The sequence below is a fragment of the Nitrosomonas aestuarii genome (assembly GCF_003046585.1).
GTDB lineage: Bacteria > Pseudomonadota > Gammaproteobacteria > Burkholderiales > Nitrosomonadaceae > Nitrosomonas > Nitrosomonas aestuarii.
This window is the reverse complement of sequence record NZ_QAAE01000011.1, coordinates 30,539-48,778: the sequence shown is the minus strand read 5'-3', so window position 1 is coordinate 48,778 and position 18,240 is coordinate 30,539. Positions and strand designations below refer to the sequence as shown.

Here is an 18,240-nt window from a genome sequence, read left to right as displayed (position 1 = left end):
TTAAAATCGCTTACATCTATCGCAAACCAAGCACATCCTGCATGTCAAATAAGCCGTTAGGTTTGTCCTTTAGAAAACGAACTGCACGTATTGCGCCCATTGCGAAAGTCATCCGGCTGCTCGCTTTATGCACAATTTCAATCCGTTCACCTGTACCGGCAAACATAGCTGTATGTTCGCCTACTATATCGCCCGCCCGAATTGTTGAAAATCCAATCGTATCATCGGCACGCTCACCTGTTACCCCCTCCCTGCCATAAATCGCTACTTTTTTCAGGTCACGATTCGTCGCTTCGGCGATCACTTCGCCCATTCGCAAAGCGGTTCCCGATGGCGCATCGATTTTATGGCGATGATGCGCTTCAATAATTTCAATATCGTAACCTTGATTCAACACTTTGGCGGCTATTTCAAGTAATTTAAAAGTTACGTTGACACCCACACTCATGTTAGGTGCGAATACAATCGCAATATCTTTTGAGGCTGCCTTCAGCATTTCTTTTTCTGTTGTAGAAAAACCGGTTGTGCCAACGATCATTTTTACACCCGCTTCCCTGCAAGCAGCAAGATGCGCCAAGGTACCTGCAGGGCGGGTGAAATCAATAATTTGATGACAACCCACTAAGGCAGAAACATAATTATGGGTAATTCGAATACCATTACTTGAACCAATCAGTTCCCCAGAATCTTTGTCCAAATATGGACTGTCGTTTTGTTCGAGTGCGACACACAACTGCATGTCACCTGCTTGTGTGACTGCTTCCAGTAATGCTTGTCCCATACGTCCGGCACTGCCTGCAATCGCAATTTTCTGAATTGTCATATTACCTCTGTATAGTTTATTAATACTTTATATTATTGTTCACCTTCAGAGAATGTTTCCATTTCTTTATCAATTATTTTTTCAGTTTTCGGCGCTGCAGGAACCAGTGGATGAAGCGAATATAACATTTGGTTTTCAAACTGCATTAAACGGTCGTCTTTAAAATATATGGTCAGCCGTTTTTGTTCCACAAGATCGCCTTTTTCTCGTTGAATATAAACATAATCCCAACGATCATCCCTGAATGCATCCACAATGAGCGGAGAGCCCAGTACAAACCGTACTTGAGACTTAGTCATATCCTGTTTCAACTTATCCAACATCTCATCAGTAACTACATTACCTTGCTGTACGTCAATCTTGTAAAGGATATGTGGAAGAACAGAACATCCTGCTAAAATTAGAAAAACCAGCAACGTGGTTATTTTTCCTGCCATTTTATTGATATATCTTGATATGTTAAGTTTGTATAGTAAACTCTGCATGATTGAGCACGATATGATACAGTAAATAATTTACCTGACATAAATAACCATGAGCAATTCAGGAGATTTCAAGAGCATTGATCTTAAATCCATTGGCTTAAAAACAACACTTCCGAGACTGAAGATATTGAATCTGTTTGAAAATAGCCCTGTGCGCCATCTTTCAGCTGAAGATGTCTACAAGGAACTAATCAATGAGAATGAGGATATCGGCCTTGCAACAGTCTACCGGGTATTGACGCAATTTGAACAGGCCGGATTACTGGAGCGTCATCATTTTGAAAGTGGCAAAGCAGTTTTTGAACTAAAAGGCGATGGACATCATGATCATCTGGTTTGTCTGCAATGTGGCCGCGTGGAAGAATTCTACGATGCAGAGATTGAGAAACGTCAATTGGCCATTGCAAAAGAACGCGGTTTTAAATTGCAAGAACATTCGTTGTCACTATACGCGGATTGCAAACGTACAGAGTGTCCACACCGCAAATAAATACCCAGCAAACTCATACATTTTAAATTTTAATTCAATCAAACAATGGAAATTTTGGGGCTGATCTTGACAAAAACCACTAGATTTAAGGTGTTGGAGAGAGCTTTCTTACTGAGCAGTCTATTATTTTTCTGCACATTTGAGCTCGCAGCGAATCAACAATTTAGTCAGTGTGTTTCAGATTTAAAATTTCAGGCACGCCAACAAGGCATATCAGAAAGTACCGTAAATCAGGTGTTGGGGAAGGCCAAACATCTTTCGCGTGTGATAGAACTAGACCGCCGCCAACCTGAATTTACTCAAACTTTTGCAGGTTATTTCAATGCACGTATTACCGATGAACGGGTACGGAATGGACGTAACCAGCTGAATAAAAATATTAAATTACTCGAAAAAATTTATCAAGAAACTGGAATTCCACCTAAGTATCTGGTTTCATTTTGGGGGCTCGAGACCAATTATGGAGGATATTTCGGAAGCTGGTCTGTACCGGATTCATTAACTACGCTTGCATGCGATCAACGACGCAGTGCATACTTTACTCAGGAATTGCTAAATGCACTACGTATCATCGATGCAGGTGATATTACGGCTGAACGCATGGTCGGTTCATGGGCAGGCGCAATGGGCCACATGCAATTTATGCCGTCAACCTTTTTAAGTTATGCTAAAGACGCTGATGGTGACGGTCGGCGTGATTTATGGGGCAGCATTGAAGATGCAATGACATCAGCAGCCAATTTCTTGCTGCGTATGGGATGGAATCCGGATTTTGAATGGGGACAGGAAGTCAAGTTACCATCCGATTTTGATTATTCGCTGGCGGGTCATCACCATAAACGGTCGCTTAGAAGCTGGGTAGCACTGGGTATCACACCGACATCCGGGCCTGGTCTTTTACCATCTGATCAACAAGCCTCGCTACTGGTGCCTGCAGGCCATCAGGGTCCTGCTTTTCTGGTCACACAAAACTTTCATGTAATCATGCGCTGGAACCGGTCTGAATTTTACGCCTTGTCCGTAGGCCATCTTGCTGATCGCATTGCCGGCGAGCCCGCGTTATCTCAACAACCGCCACCCGATGATATTAAAATCACACGCGAACAGGTAAGGCAGTTACAAAAAGATCTGCATACGCTGGGTATTGACGCAGGTGATGCGGACGGTGTCATGGGACCGCAGACCCGAACCGCCATCAGTCTTTATCAACAAAAAACACAACGTATTGCAGATGGACATCTGGATTCCACTCTGCTAACAGCAATACGAACAGCGGCCAGCAGTTTAAGTCATTGAACCCGCATTTTACGTGGCCACGTCACTCATTTCCGAATTAACTGACTGGCACATCGCCAACTTCATAGTGGCGGTGCACTAGATTAGTGAAAAATTGTTTTTTCGAGTGTTATCGCGTTCTTTAATTTTCCGATTTCAGGTTGATTGAGTGTTTCTGTTTTCAATAATTCCTCAGCAGTCTCATCAAGTATTGCCCTGTTAGCTTCCAGGATTTTAATGGATCGCTCCAGCGCTTTATCTACCAGTGTCTGTACAGCATCATCCACTTTGTTGGCAGTTTCTTCGCTATAATTGCGCGTCTGTGCCATAGGAACATTGGGTTGCAAGAAAACAGACTGTTCACGCTCATATGCAACATGTCCCAATACATCACTCATGCCATAACGTAATACCATTGCCCGTGCTATATCGGTAGCGCGCGCCAGATCATCCGCAGCGCCGGTTGATATTTCCTTAAAAACGATCTGCTCGGCAGCCCGCCCTCCCATCAGCACCGACATTTTATTTTGCAATTCAATCCTTGTCATCAGAAAACGATCCTCGGTTGGCCGCTGTATGGTATAACCAAGCGCACCGATACCACGTGGTATTATGGAGACCTTGTGCACTTCATCGGTACCCGGTAATGCCAATGCCACCATCGCATGCCCAAGTTCATGGTACGCTACGACACGACGCTCATCAGGATTAAGTAAACGATTGCGCTTTTCAAGACCGGCGACGATACGCTCAATGGCATTGTTAAAATCATCCATGGCTACCGATGTGGCATTACGGCGCGTTGCAAGCAAGGCCGCTTCATTAATCAAATTAGCCAGATCCGCCCCTGTAAAACCGGGGGTTAATGCTGCAATCTGTTCAATCTGGACATCGGTATTCAATTTCACTTTTTTCATATGTACTGTAAGAATTTGTTTGCGTCCCAGCTTGTCCGGTCGATCCACCAACACCTGACGATCAAAGCGTCCTGCGCGCAGCAATGCAGGATCAAGAATTTCCGGGCGATTAGTGGCCGCGAGCAACACAATACCACTTGTAGGATCAAAGCCATCGAGTTCTGCCAGTAATTGATTCAACGTTTGCTCTTTCTCATCATGTCCTCCGCCTAAGCCATAGGCGCCGCGGGCTCGGCCCAGTGCATCAAGTTCATCAATAAAAATGATTGCAGGTGCCATCTGTCGCGCCTGTTCAAACAAATCACGCACACGCGCTGCACCCACACCGACAAACATTTCGACGAACTCAGAACCGGAAATCGAAAAAAAGGGGGCCCTTGCTTCACCGGCTACGGCTCTTGCGAGTAAAGTCTTACCCGTACCAGGTGGGCCAACCAGCAGAATGCCTTTTGGCGCACGTCCACCGAGTCGACCATAATCTGCCGGTGCTTTGAGGAAATTGACAACCTCAATCAATTCCTCTTTGGCTTCATCCACGCCCGCAACGTCAGCAAAAGAAACTTTGGTTTCTTTCTCAACAAATACCTTCGCGCGACTCTTGCCAATCGACATCATACCCTCACTCATACCACCACTCATTCGACGAATAATAAAAAGCCATATACCAATAAAAATCGCCATCGGCAACAACCAGGACAACAGATCGCGTATCCAAGTGCTTTTTACCACGCCTGTATATTCCACATTATATTTCTCCAGCTCCTCGGCAAACTCCGGCTCCACGCGTGTGGTGACAAACTCACTGAATCCATCCGCATGCTGAGTTTTGAGTGTGCCGTAAATATGCTGATCGGTAATTGAAATCTCCGCTACCTGTCCCTGCTCTAGAAAATGCTGAAAACGGCTGTAGGGAATCGGCTCAATTCGTGTGTATTGCGTATATAGGCTTTGTAAAAATAATACGCCCAGCACCGCAGCAATAACGTACCAAAAATTAATTTGCTCTTTGTTATCCATCAAAATCTCGTTTTGAAATGTAAGCCAGACGCCAGGTTCATTTAAATCTATTGTAACAAGTCTATATATAAGCTAATTCAAGAATTGTAAATAATCAAACCACTACATTCCAGATCACTTGGTTTTACAGGAATGTTAAATATCATGCCGTAATATCAATACCTGCGAATCAACTTATGCATTACGAGGCGCTTTCGGCGCCTGCGGATCAAATCGTTGTAAAACATGCTGCATCATGCTTTTTGCAAGTTCTTCCTTGCCATACAACACTGTGCCAAGGTTGTCTTCCCGCAGTAAAGCGAATTCATCTTCACTGTTGGTGCGGAGTACGACTTCGATATCCGGATTCAGCGTGCGCGCAGTTTCAACCATTTGACGAATATTAATCGGATCAGGCACAGCAATAACCAGCATGGACGCATCAGCGATATGTGCCTGAATAAGCACTGATGGTTCAACAGCATCACCGTATACAGCGGGCACATTCTGATTACGCAGATCCTCGACCTGTTCCCGGTTCTGTTCAACAATAATATAAGGAATGTCCTGCCCACTTAACGCTTTAGCGATACGTTTTCCCACTTGCCCATAGCCGACGAGCACCACCTGCCCTTTAAGATATTTACGCTCGGTGCTCATGGGTAACTCGGCATAGGGATCATCACGCGTTTCCAAACGCCGTGCCAATGCAGAATGCCTGAGCACCCATCTACTGATTGGTGCAATAACCGCAAAAGCGATAGGATTGAAAGCTATCGATATCAATGCGCCCGCGAGCACCAGGCTCATCCCTTCTGCAGGCATTAGACCCAGAGACAGTCCAAGTCCCGCCAGAATGAATGAGAATTCGCCAATCTGACCCAGACTCGCGGCCACAACCAGCGCCGTATTCAATGGATAACGAAAAACCAGTACCAGCAACAAAGCTGCTATGGATTTGCCAACAATAATAATCGCAACAACACTGAGCACATGCAACGGCTCATCTATCAGCACCTGCGGCTCGAACAACATACCGACGGAAACAAAAAAAAGAACTGCAAACGCATCGCGTAATGGCAATGATTCTTCGGCAGCACGTTGGCTGAATTTTGACTCCCGCATGACCATTCCGGCAAAAAAAGCCCCCAGTGCAAACGACACGCCGAATAACACTGCCGCACCATAAGCAATACTAATTGCAAACGCAACAACCGCTAGAGTAAATAATTCACGAGAACCCGTTTGTGCAACTTGCCACAGCAGCCAGGGCAGCAAGCGACGGCCGACAATCAACATCAACGCAATAAAGATAGACACCTGGATCAATGTATAAGAGACTGTCTGCCACAATGGCGTCGCTGCATCGTCAGATCCGTTCAGCAAGTTGGCAAACGAAGGCAAGAGTACAAGAATCAGCACCGTAACCAGATCTTCCACTATCAGCCAACCGACCGCGATACGGCCATTCATAGTTTCCAGCAACCCGCGCGATTCAAGTGCTTTGAGCAACACGACTGTACTCGCACAAGATAAAGAAAGCCCCAAAACCAACCCGGCGCTCATATCCCATCCCCACGATGAAGCCAGAAAAAAACCCAGTATGGTAGCTACAGTCATCTGAAAAATGGCGCCCGGTAGAGCGACACGTTTGACTGCGAGCAGATCAGCCAGGGAGAAATGAAGACCTACACCGAACATCAACAGCATAACTCCGATTTCTGCCAGCTCAGATGCGATTTGAGTATCTGCAACAAATCCGGGCGTAGAGGGACCAATAGCGATTCCTGCCAGTAGATAGCCAACTAATGCTGGAACTTTAATTTTTTCGGCGAAAAAACCGAATAACAAAGCTAGACCAAATCCAGCTGCTATCGTAGTTATCAGAGTTAATCCATGTTCCATTTATTCTCCAGTTATTATTATTCGAGTAGCGATGGTAAAATTTTCAAAGATTCTGTTTCAAAAATTTGCTTGTTCGAATTGGTTTGTCACGTTCTTTTTAAACAAGCTTGCGCGTTGTCAGTTATATCAGGATTGAGAAAATCGAGCAAACAAATCGCTACTTCCAATATGCAGCTTCCACCCTGATTTTATTCAATGCATCACATTCGTACAAACTGCAATCCTCTTATGAAAAAAAACCATACGCCACAACCAGAACTTATCAAATCACTTATGCAGCCGGATGTTTATCATCATCCGGTGAATAATATTCAACTCATTGAAACGCATATCTCTTGGGTTATTCTAACCGGCGATTTCGCCTACAAAATCAAGAAACCTTGCAATCTGGGGTTTCTTGATTTTTCCTCACTCCAAAAACGCCGTTTTTTTTGCAATGAAGAACTGCGCCTTAACAAGCGATTAGCTGCACCTATTTATTTAGGTATTGTCAAAATCACCGGCGACCCAAAACATCCGATTTTAAATGGTACGGGTAAAGCAATTGAATATGCGCTTAAAATGATTCAATTTTCACAGCAGGCACAGTTGGACAACATGCTAACTAGTGGCAAGCTTGAAAACCGGCACATCGACGCATTTGCAAAGCTGGTGTCAAAGTTTCACCAGCATAGCAAAATTGCTGAATATGCTACGAACTTTGGCAACCCGCAGCGAATTAATCACGCTACACAACAAATTTTTATAAATATCAGAGCGTGCTCAGATATGGATCAATTCTCAGGGCAATTAGCAAAGCTGGATCTTTGGCATCAATCAGTTTTTAAAACGCTCACACCGCTATTTGAACAACGGAAAAACAATGGTTTTATTCGTGAATGTCACGGCGACATGCATTTACGCAACCTGGTGTGGCTAAACAACCAGCCAATTGCTTTTGATTGTTTAGAATTCGATCCTGACTTGCGCTGGATTGATACCTTGTCTGAAGTCGCATTCTTGGTAATGGACTTACACAGCAGAAAATTGCCACAATTAGCGCAGCGTTTTCTCAATCTTTATCTCGAGCAATGTGGCGATTACAACGGTTTGAAAGTGTTTCGTTATTATCTGGTCTACCGCGCACTCGTGCGCGTTATGGTGAATGCGATCCGGGCAGCACAGTCGGACATCGTTAAATCAGAGCAACGTCAGGCTGAAAATGAATTGCAATCGTATTTAAAACTGGCTTTATCCTATATAATCCATACAAAACCAATGCTAATCATTACGCGAGGTCTTTCAGCATCAGGTAAAAGTACATTATCACAATCCTTGCTTGAATTAATCGGTGCAATCCGAATTCGTTCTGATGTTGAACGCAAAAGATTGCTTGGCATTGATCCTGTGAGTCCTTCTCAGAACTTGGTGAATAAGGGAATCTACTCATCAAAAACCACTGTCAAAACTTATGCAAGACTCAAGTCGCTGGCGGAACATATATTGCGTGCTGATTATCCGGTCATAATTGATGCAGCTTTCCTTAAATACACACAACGACAGTGCTTTCAGAAACTAGCACATAGTAAACAAATGCCATTTATCATTCTGGAGCTTACCGCTTCTGCAGATACCTTGCGCCAACGCATCCAGGCTAGATCACACGACGTTTCCGACGCTGATATTTCAATCCTCGAGCATCAGCTAGTTACCACAGAACCATTGCACGACGATGAATTACCCTACCGTATTTTAATTGATACAGAGAAAACTGTTAATTTAGAAAAGCTGAAATCAGTGATTATGCAAAGATGCAATGCGAATTTAAAGAAATAACAAATAACTTAATTAAACACAGTTAAATACTTCATTTCGATTCGACCCTATTTCATGCACAAAAGAGAACCAACGTAAAGATATCATCCTAATTTATTATTTTGGCTCTATAATTCCATTTGCGCACACAGATGCAAGTTTATTACAAGCTTTAGAAGTTCATTTACTTGTGGTATCAATGCAAAGTCGTAACATCGCAGAGAAATATTAATTTTCAAAATGGTTAAAAATGAAATTTTATATTTTGGCTGTAGCAAATAAGCTACCAAACTGGATTAATACTGCTTTTACCGAATATGCTAAACGGCTTTCTCAAGAAGTCACCATTCACTTGATAGAGGTTAAACCAGAGAAACGAACAAGCAATAAAAGCACAGAGCAAATATTATATGCCGAATACCATCGCATTAAAGCAGCAATACCATCAGGATGTCGTCTTATTATGCTTGATGAACATGGTACGCAGTGGACAACTGCACAATTGGCTCACACCATCACCAATTGGATGCAAGAAGGAAGAAATACAGTCTTTATCATCGGAGGAGCGGATGGCCTGCATAATGAAATCAAATCATCCGTACATGGAACATTTTCTCTTTCAAAGTTAACCTTTCCACATGGACTTGTGCGGGTGATCTTGAGTGAACAATTGTATCGCGCTGTAACATTAATCAGGAATCACCCTTATCATCGAATATAATGTCAAGTTCAAAAATTTTAGATTTAAAATAATATTTCGAGATCATTTACATTATGGCTTTCACTGAAAACCAGATTTATCTAGCGTCACGCAGTCTACGCAGACGCGAACTGCTAAAACAAATCGGTGTAAAGTATAAAATACTGTTAATGCGCGAAACACTGAGCCGACCAAACGATATTGATGAGACACCTTTGCATGATGAGTCGCCAAATGATTATGTATATCGCATTGCTAATACCAAAGCTGAAGCAAGCTGGTTACGTTTATCGCAACGACAGTTACCATCATTGCCTATTCTTGTTGCAGATACAGTAGTCTCATTGGATGGATGCATTTTAGGTAAACCAAAAAATCAAGAACATGCCGAAGAAATGCTTACCGCCTTGTCAGGCCGTTCACATCAGGTGTTAACGGCTATTGGCGTAGCATTTAAAAATGAAATACAAGTCAGATTATCAACAACAACCGTTCGTTTTCGTGAAATAACGGCACAAGAAATCCGCTATTGCATCAATAATGATAAAGCGTACGATAAAGCAGGCGCTTATGCTATTCAGGGTTTAGCCGCAGCCTTTATTGTTGAAATCTGCGGCAGTTACAGTGGCGTAAAGGGACTGCCGTTGTTTGAAACATCACAACTACTCGAAGAAGTCGGTATAGAAATATTTAAATAACATTGACTACTTATTATTAAGCCTTGTCGTGACTTTTTTCTTTATTAATTAGAATTCATCTTTTCTCGTACTGCCTGCTTCGTTTATGGATAATGAAATACTTGTAAATATCACACCCCAGGAAACACGCGTTGCCGTACTAGAACAAGGTGTTACACAAGAACTTCATGTTGAACGTGCAAACTGCTGCGGAATTGTAGGTAACATATATAATGGGCGTGTCAGCAGGGTTTTGCCTGGCATGCAATCCGCTTTTATCGATATTGGACTGGAACGTGCCGCTTTTCTGCATGTGGCCGACATATGGGAATCAAGCCACACCAGTGAATCAACAAAACCAATCGAGAAGTTACTTTTTGAAGGCAATAGTATTCTTGTTCAAGTCATTAAAGATGCTATTGGAATGAAAGGCGCGCGCCTATCTACACAGATAAGCCTGGCTGGAAGAATGCTTGTTTACCTTCCTCAGGAATCCCATATTGGCATTTCCCAGCGAATTGAGGATGATGAAGAACGTGAGATTCTACGTCAAAAGCTTCAGCATGTTCTGCGGGATGAGGAAACAGGCGGCTATATTATCAGGACAATGGCCGAAGCTGCGGATGAAAATGATCTTCGCGCTGATATCGAATACCTGCACAAACTATGGCACGATATACAGGAAACGGCTTTAACCGTTGCGGAACCTGTTTTGCTATACCAAGATTTAGATTTAAGTCACAGAGTTTTGCGTGACTTTGTAAACGAAAACACAGCAAGCATTCAAATAGACTCTCGCGAAAACTTCCAGCGATTGGCTACATTTGCTCGAAGCTATATGCCCAATATGATTGATCGCATTACGTTATATACCGGCGAACGCCCATTATTTGATCTTTATGGTGTAGAGGATGAAATTCAGAAATCTCTGGCAAAACGTGTCAATTTAAAATCGGGTGGTTATCTCATCATTGACCAGACTGAAGCATTAACCACAATGGATGTTAATACAGGCGGGTTCATCGGAGTAAGAAATTTTGATGATACTATTTTCAAAACAAATCTGGAAGCCGCTCAGGTAATAGCGCGACAGCTTCGTTTACGCAATATTGGCGGAATTATCATTGTCGACTTTATTGATATGGATTCCGAAGAACATAAGAACGCGGTACTAAAAGAATTTAAAAAAACACTTTCAAAAGATCGTACTCGTATGACTGTTAATGGCTTTAGTACACTTGGACTTGTTGAAATGACACGCAAACGCATGCGCGAGAGCCTATCGCATATTTTATGTGAAGCCTGCCCGACATGCGGTGGACGTGGGGAAGTCAGAACTGCTCAAACTATTTGCTATGAAATTCTCCGTGAATTATTGCGTGAATCACGACAGTTTAATGCTAACGAATTTCGTATTCTCGCGTCTCAACAAGTTGTCGATCTGTTTCTTGACGAGGAATCCCAAAGCCTTGCTCAGCTTGGCGATTTTATCGCCAGGCCCATCAGTCTTCAGGTTGAAGAATCATACACGCAAGAACAATATGATGTGATTATCATGTAAAACCGAGTGATCAATCCAACAAATGAATTAAATTTCTATAATCAGAAACCGAGACTTGCCAGAAGATCATCCACTTGGTCCTGGCTGCTGACCGTATCGGGATTCTTTTCCGGGCTTATGACCGGTCCGTTCATAAGTCCTGTGTCTTTTGTGGTCTGCGTATTAGAAAATGTTTGCCTATCCTCATGGTGAACATTTGCCAATAAAAGCTGCACAAGATCATATTCAAGTCTCTGAACCATCAGTGTGACTTTTTTTATAACCTGACCCGTTAAATCTTGAAAATCCTGCGCCATCATGATCTCAATTAGCTGTGCATTTGTAGCGTCTGTCCGTTCAGGCACCTTATCAATATAACTGAGTGTTTCGATAAGCAGCAATTTGAATTTTTCAGTATCCGGTCGCACTCTCTGTTCTTCAAGCGAATGTTTCCACTTCTCGGACAGTTGCGTAGCTTCCAAAGCAAGCCTCTCTTGTATTGGCATAGCAATTTCTGTCGCGTTTAATGTTCGATCTGCAGCCTGCTCAGTCTTGGCTGCAATATAGGTCAGTTTATCCTGTGCTTCCGGCACTTCGGAAGCCAAAGATTCCAATCGTTTGTCATAACCAAGCTCACGCAGGCTATTATGCAAATTGCGGGTTAAATGACCTACCTGATCAATAATTTTTTTATCGGCATCTAAATTCTTTGCAGTTGCTTCCGGCAATACTTCTTCTGAAGTACTTTCAACAGCTGAATTTATATTTAGATCGACCGTCTCCATGCTGACACCGTCGGACATCACCTTGAAATCATTATGGTCTTGTGCCAAATCTATCAACGCTATTTCATTTTCCGTGTCAACCTCAACATATGTATTTTGCAGCCTATTTTCATCTGAGTCAGCCCCTGCTGTTACAACCGCAGCCATATCAGTCAGTTTTTCAATTGTTTTCCGCTCAGTAGTGCTAACAATCTCCTGTAAAGCTTCGATATCTTGCGTTGTTTTAGTATGCTGTATATCTAATTCTTCTTGTATAAAAGAATCGTCATTATTCATTTCTCGACTCGGTTGGTTTGTTATAAACTGGTCGCCAATTTAGCTCATCAGGCTGATATTTTACTTTCCATATTCTGAAAAATTTTATTTAATTTTTCATCAAGAACCGCAGCTGTAAATGGCTTTACGATGTAACCACTCGCGCCTGCCTGCGCTGCAGCTATAATATTTTCCTTTTTAGCTTCGGCTGTCACCATTAACACCGGAATCTTGCTTAATTTCTGGTCTGCACGCACACTTTGCAACATTGTGAGCCCATCCATATTGGGCATATTCCAGTCAGACACCACAAAATCGTAATTACCGTCTTGAAGTTTCCGTAGTGCCACCGCACCGTCTTCAGCTTCATCTACATTTATAAATCCCAACTCTTTCAATAGGTTGCGAACAATTCTACGCATTGTCGAAAAATCATCTACTACCAAGAATTTTAAATTTTTGTCAGCCATTCTGTTCTCCAAATAAACACAATTCTAATAAGTACAACTACAATAATTAATCTTTGAGTGAATCAGATCGACATAGGTCATATCCAATTACCAACTTAACGGCGAATCATAAAGAAACTTAATTTATTGTCACATAGCTTGTTAAAGCCAGGGCGAAGGAATCAATTTCCAGTTATTCAGAACAACACGTTATGAAATTGGATTTAACTTCCTAGAAAGCAGGCTGGCAGAAATAATCATGCTTCCACCAAGAAGTTCGCGCCATGTTAAAATTTCCTGGGCCAGTAGATAAGCTGCTATCGCTGCCACCACCAATTCAAACATTAAAAAAACGATGGCCCTGTTAGCGGGGATATAGGTCAGACCATATTGCACAACAATACTCAATATGAACATAAGTACGCCAACTGCCAATAAAATTAGCCATGTATATACATTAATTCCTGAGATCGTCAAAGGAGTTGCCAGAATAAAGCTGCAGCCGAGCCCAACCAGAGTCGCACCCAGCCAGATAGCGATTGATTTTAATTGAATGGAGTGCGACTGATCTTTACGAATGAGAACATTAACTAGTGCGAACATAATACCACCCAGCAATCCCATCCAGTCGCCCTCAGAACCAGGTAATGGTATATGTGTCCCCGGTTGCCAAAGCATAACTGCCGCGCCGATAACCGCAAACACCATAACGGCATAGCCTTGAACGCTTAATTGTTCATTCAACAAGAACCTGGAAAATAAAATCGTCCATAACGGAGCCAGATAAAACAATAATAGTACGCGCACAATCTCGCCAAGAATAACGGCCAGAATATAAGCAATATTCGCCCAACCGGCGAAGAAACATATCCAGAATAACAAATGCGCATTTCCGTTGAAAATACGCGCATGACGTACATGTTCATGAAACAGTGTCAATCCCATTATCAGGGCGATAAAATAAGTAATAGTGGTTGCAATTGCCCCACTGACCCCTGCTTGTTCCAAAAGCCGGATAGGGTACCAGATAATCCCCCACACAAAAGCGCCAAATAACAGCGCTGCGACAGGTAAATATTGGGATTGCTTATGCTGATCAGTCAACACGATTTATTAAATGACAAATTCAAGCATACATCCCACGCTGCGTGGCAATGTCTTCCAAATGCTTTGTTTCATTTGCCGTTTTGACGTGAAACCGGCTGCGAAGATAATTCTTCAACGATTCTTCGCAGCGCAATCACCTCAGCTTCAAGTCGAGTCACATCGGATTTCAACGCAATAAAATCATGCTCGGATATGATGTTTTCAGTAAGGTTATATTTTTCCGCTATCGGCGCATGTTCATGTTCGTTAATTTCAGGCTTACCAGCCAGCAAATGCGCCCAGCGGTTTTCGCGTGAGCCGGGCTGGCGCGGCAGCTTGACCACCAAACTGTCTGGTACCCGCTCAGCCAGTTCATCCAGAAAGGCTTCGACAGAAGAAATATCCGCAAACTTGTGCATCCGTTCACTATTAATACGCAATTCACCAGCTGTTTGAGGCCCCCTAAGCATGAGCATTGTCACCAGTGCAACTGACTGTACCGGTATTTTCAGTACCCGTTCTATGTTATGTGCAAAGCGTGCTGCACGCCCACCGCTGGATTCAATCACAAATAACATATGCTTCAAACTATCGATAGCAGCCTGGACCTCAATTTGAGAAACATTCATTATTGGATTGCGACTGGATTTCTGGTTGCAACCGGCAACCAGTGCATTCAGTGTTAATGGATAAGTATCTGGAACAGTATGCTGCTTTTCAGCCAACACACCTAACACTCGTGTTTCAAGCACAGACAACACTGGAGGAGAAGATTCGTTCATCGTCAAATGATCCACTAAAAATGCAAAAGTGTAGCATTTTAAATCGCAATATTGCTTTTATGATGTTATTTGAACTTGAATCTCCCAATAAGAAGATTTAATTATTGGGAGACTTGGAATTTGCATCAACGATTTATATTGATAGAAACAAAATTGATGAAACAATCATTGAACTCCTGCCCGCTCAATGGAAGACAATATTTAATTCATCCGCATATAGACTGTAACCGACAATACAAAAAGTTATTGTGAACATTATTTCGTCGCCAATTCCATATTGTCTCAGCATGCGATGGGAAAGCCACACATCAGTTCACAGTACTCATCAGAAAGACAACTATAGGAAAAAATTTTATTATTCTCATTAATTATTATTGCTGCTCTTAAAAATGGCATTTATAGTGACCGCAGTCCCAGTTTTTTTAATAATGCCTGGTCACTGTTTGCTTCAGGGTTGCCAGTCGTCAGTAGTTTGTCTCCATAAAAAATTGAATTGGCTCCAGCTAAAAAACACAACGCCTGTATCGCTTCTGACATTTCTTGTCTACCAGCAGATAAGCGCACTATTGCATTAGGCATGGTAATCCTTGCTGCCGCGATTGTACGCACAAATTCAAATGGATCTAGAATCGCTGTTCCATACAAGGGTGTGCCCTCCACCTGTACCAGGTGGTTGATTGGAACAGATTCGGGATAAGGTGTCAGATTTGCCAGCTGAGCAATCAAGCCGGCACGTGATTGGCGCGTTTCCCCCATACCGACAATCCCACCGCAGCATACATTAATACCCGCATCGCGAACTTCTTGTAATGTATTCAGGCGATCCTGATAATCCCGTGTTGTAATGATTTCATCGTATATTTCAGGTGCAGTATCAAGATTGTGATTGTAATAGTCCAGGCCCGCATCACTCAGTTGTGCAGCCTGCCCTGGCTTCAGCATCCCCAATGTAGCGCAAGTTTCCAGTCCTAGCGCTTTCACAGCACTCACTATTTCTGCCATTTTGACAATATCGCGCTGTTTGGGGCCACGCCACGCGGCACCCATACAGAATCGGGATGCACCCTGTGACTTGGCATTTTTTGCTGCTAAAACGACTTCATCTAATGACAGCAGATCCTGATTTTCAACTTCAGTGTGGTAGCGTGCTGCTTGCGGACAATAACTACAATCTTCAGGACAACCACCCGTTTTTACTGAAATTAACGTTGACAATTGCACCGCATTAGCATCGTGATGTTGACGATGAACTAACTGTGCTTGATACATCAGATCATTAAATGGCAAGTCAAGTAATAATTGAACCTGTGCAACGCTCCAACACGCCTCTTTTTCACTTATATTCACTGATTTTTTAAAATTTATATCCGTCATGTTAGAAGGTAATTAGTTCATATTTTTTCTGATTTGTTTCCAGGTTTTCTATACAACCATGCATGACAAATCGGGAAAAATTATCAGCTCAGATGCTCTAAATATGCACGCCACCCGCCAAATTGGCTGATATCTGTTGCATTCGTCACTGCATAATGCTCACATAGAAAACCGTGTACATGCTCTCCATTTGATAAGGTGATCATGCCTATTCCTAAAGGCTTTGGTATGCCTGTTATAAAACTGCCCAACTCGCTTATGGGCAATTCCCAAACTTCAACTTCAATAGCATATCCCTGTTCATTTTCAGTGACACGGACCATGCCGGGACGACTGGGTGTTTCTTCAGCCAATGCATAGAGTTTATAATCCGATGCTGTCTGGGTACATGTTAGTAATTTTCCTTTGCGGTTTGTGAGTTCACCATTGAGAGGCAAATCGGATAAGTGTGCCCCACAAACAGCCAATCGCACGTAATCAGACTGCATTAAATTGGAAAATTTTTTAGTCATCTGAGGAGCTGTATCTCGAACACCCGTAGCACCCAGAGGCAAAGGATAAGCTTGCTGTATACGCGCAGCAAGGTGCAAAAGCGCATAATCCTGATGCGCCGGTGCCGCCAGTGTTACTCCAAAAGGCAAGCCATCACTTTGAAATCCAGCAGGTACTGCTACTGCTGCATAATCCAGTAAATTCATGAAATTTGTGTAATAACCCAAGTTGGCATTCAGGCGTATGGGGTCTTGTAACATTGCTCGAACCGTATAAATAGTTCCGGCAGTGGGTGTCACCAAACAGTCAACATCGCTCCAGACATGATCCGCCTGGCGTTTTAGCGTCCGTAACCGATATATGCCGTCATACGCATCTGCAGCTGAAAATTGCTCTGCGCCGTCGATAATTTCCCTCACAGGTGAAATAACTTTCTCGCTATTCAGTTTAAAAAATGCTCTAATCGCCGCATATCGTTCACCTACCCACGGCCCCTCGTAGAGTAAGCGTGCCGCTTCCAGAAAAGGGGCAAAATCAATTTCTACCGCTTCACCACCCAATCCCTGGAGATGCGCTATATGCACATTAAATAACTGTTCATTCTCGTCATTCCCATAGAATTGGCGTTGTTTTGCACTTGGCACACCAAACCGAAAATGTTGCATCAGTCCAAAATCAACCTGCCGCGTGCTTCGTTTCCGGGAATAAATATCTTCGTTATCATAATCCGTCACGACAGCCGATATATGTGCCGCATCCTCAGCCGTAAATGTAAAAACAGATACACAATCCAGTGAACGGCATGCTGGTACGACACCGCGGGTAGAGAGCCAGCCTCTGGTCGGCTTATAGCCAATGATATTATTGAACGCGGCAGGTACCCTGCCAGAACCCGCGGTGTCAGTGCCCAGACTGAAACACACTAAACCTTTAGCAATCGCAACAGCTGAGCCTGAGCTTGATCCACCTGAAATGTATTCCGGGTTAAACGCATTGCGGCATGCTCCGTAGGGAGATCGTGTCCCATTCAACCCCGTTGCAAACTGATCCAGATTGGTCTTGCCTATTGGAATGGCGCCCGCACTAATCAGTTTTTGTACAACTGTCGCGCTATGCTCGGGTGTATAAGAGAAATCTGGATTGGCTGCAGTAGTGGGTACGCCTGCCAGATCAATATTGTCTTTGATTGCAAATGGTATTCCATACAATGGCAATGACGCCATTGATTTGGATTCAACATCGTGGGCATAGCTCAATAACGTATCAAGCGATAATTTGTGTATCCACACATGATCGTCGTCGTTAGTAATCTGTGTATGTATTGCTTCTACTATCTGAGTAGGTTTTAATTCACTTCTGGCATACCGTTGCAATAAATTGGTAATACGCCCAAGCGGTAACAGTTTCGGCATTTT

16 protein-coding genes are annotated in these 18,240 nt (G+C 43.1%); 6 read left to right on the top strand and 10 right to left on the bottom strand.

What is annotated here, in order from left to right:
• Positions 1-16 precede the first annotated feature (16 nt).
• Positions 17-823, bottom strand: coding sequence for a 4-hydroxy-tetrahydrodipicolinate reductase (dapB, locus tag C8R11_RS10455; protein WP_107795647.1), 807 nt, complete (start codon positions 821-823; stop codon positions 17-19).
• Between the two features lie 32 nt (positions 824-855).
• On the bottom strand, positions 856-1,260 hold the full coding sequence (locus C8R11_RS10450) for an outer membrane protein assembly factor BamE (RefSeq protein WP_090698451.1): 405 nt from the start codon (positions 1,258-1,260) through the stop codon (positions 856-858).
• A gap of 97 nt (positions 1,261-1,357) precedes the next feature.
• Here C8R11_RS10450 and fur point away from each other — a divergent pair, with 97 nt between their 5' ends.
• Positions 1,358-1,798 carry a ferric iron uptake transcriptional regulator gene (gene fur / locus C8R11_RS10445; protein WP_090698453.1) on the top strand — a complete coding sequence of 147 codons (441 nt, stop codon included), beginning with the start codon at positions 1,358-1,360 and terminating at the stop codon, positions 1,796-1,798.
• A 45-nt stretch (positions 1,799-1,843) separates the two neighbouring features.
• The gene (locus tag C8R11_RS10440; protein WP_107795646.1) at positions 1,844-3,094 is read left to right on the top strand and encodes a lytic murein transglycosylase; all 1,251 of its coding nucleotides are present in this window, start codon (positions 1,844-1,846) and stop codon (positions 3,092-3,094) included.
• An 83-nt stretch (positions 3,095-3,177) separates the two neighbouring features.
• On the opposite strand, the gene ftsH is transcribed toward C8R11_RS10440, so the two are convergent.
• Positions 3,178-5,007: an ATP-dependent zinc metalloprotease FtsH gene (gene ftsH, locus C8R11_RS10435; protein WP_107795645.1), complete on the bottom strand. Its 1,830-nt coding sequence runs from the start codon at positions 5,005-5,007 to the stop codon at positions 3,178-3,180.
• A gap of 174 nt (positions 5,008-5,181) precedes the next feature.
• Complete coding sequence (locus C8R11_RS10430) at positions 5,182-6,891, bottom strand: cation:proton antiporter domain-containing protein (RefSeq protein WP_107795644.1); 1,710 nt, start codon at positions 6,889-6,891, stop codon at positions 5,182-5,184.
• Positions 6,892-7,119: 228 nt separating this feature from the next.
• Between C8R11_RS10430 and C8R11_RS10425 the strand changes: the two genes are divergently transcribed.
• The 4 genes from C8R11_RS10425 to rng all read left to right on the top strand — a co-directional run bounded on the left by C8R11_RS10425 (position 7,120) and on the right by rng (position 11,623).
• A complete protein-coding gene (locus C8R11_RS10425; RefSeq protein ID WP_181258234.1) occupies positions 7,120-8,706 on the top strand; it encodes a bifunctional aminoglycoside phosphotransferase/ATP-binding protein in 1,587 nt (528 codons plus the stop codon).
• Positions 8,707-8,935: 229 nt separating this feature from the next.
• On the top strand, positions 8,936-9,406 hold the full coding sequence (rlmH, locus tag C8R11_RS10420) for a 23S rRNA (pseudouridine(1915)-N(3))-methyltransferase RlmH (protein WP_107795642.1): 471 nt from the start codon (positions 8,936-8,938) through the stop codon (positions 9,404-9,406).
• 53 nt (positions 9,407-9,459) lie between these two features.
• Entirely contained in the window at positions 9,460-10,083 is a 624-nt protein-coding gene (locus C8R11_RS10415) for a Maf family protein (RefSeq protein WP_090698463.1), read from the top strand.
• An 85-nt stretch (positions 10,084-10,168) separates the two neighbouring features.
• Positions 10,169-11,623, top strand: a complete 1,455-nt coding sequence (rng, locus tag C8R11_RS10410; RefSeq protein WP_107795641.1) for a ribonuclease G — start codon at positions 10,169-10,171, stop codon at positions 11,621-11,623.
• 41 nt (positions 11,624-11,664) lie between these two features.
• Here the strand turns inward: rng and C8R11_RS10405 are convergent, their stop codons facing one another.
• The 6 genes from C8R11_RS10405 to atzF all read right to left on the bottom strand — a co-directional run bounded on the left by C8R11_RS10405 (position 11,665) and on the right by atzF (position 18,237).
• Positions 11,665-12,663: a protein phosphatase CheZ gene (locus C8R11_RS10405; protein WP_244907631.1), complete on the bottom strand. Its 999-nt coding sequence runs from the start codon at positions 12,661-12,663 to the stop codon at positions 11,665-11,667.
• Positions 12,664-12,710: 47 nt separating this feature from the next.
• On the bottom strand, positions 12,711-13,112 hold the full coding sequence (gene cheY, locus C8R11_RS10400; protein ID WP_090698468.1) for a chemotaxis response regulator CheY: 402 nt from the start codon (positions 13,110-13,112) through the stop codon (positions 12,711-12,713).
• Positions 13,113-13,301: 189 nt separating this feature from the next.
• A complete protein-coding gene (locus C8R11_RS10395) occupies positions 13,302-14,198 on the bottom strand; it encodes a DMT family transporter (RefSeq protein WP_107795640.1) in 897 nt (298 codons plus the stop codon).
• Between the two features lie 68 nt (positions 14,199-14,266).
• Positions 14,267-14,959 carry a YceH family protein gene (locus C8R11_RS10390; RefSeq protein WP_107795639.1) on the bottom strand — a complete coding sequence of 231 codons (693 nt, stop codon included), beginning with the start codon at positions 14,957-14,959 and terminating at the stop codon, positions 14,267-14,269.
• A gap of 396 nt (positions 14,960-15,355) precedes the next feature.
• Complete coding sequence (gene bioB / locus C8R11_RS10385) at positions 15,356-16,333, bottom strand: biotin synthase BioB (protein WP_107795638.1); 978 nt, start codon at positions 16,331-16,333, stop codon at positions 15,356-15,358.
• An 83-nt stretch (positions 16,334-16,416) separates the two neighbouring features.
• Complete coding sequence (gene atzF / locus C8R11_RS10380; RefSeq protein ID WP_107795637.1) at positions 16,417-18,237, bottom strand: allophanate hydrolase; 1,821 nt, start codon at positions 18,235-18,237, stop codon at positions 16,417-16,419.
• Positions 18,238-18,240 lie beyond the last annotated feature (3 nt).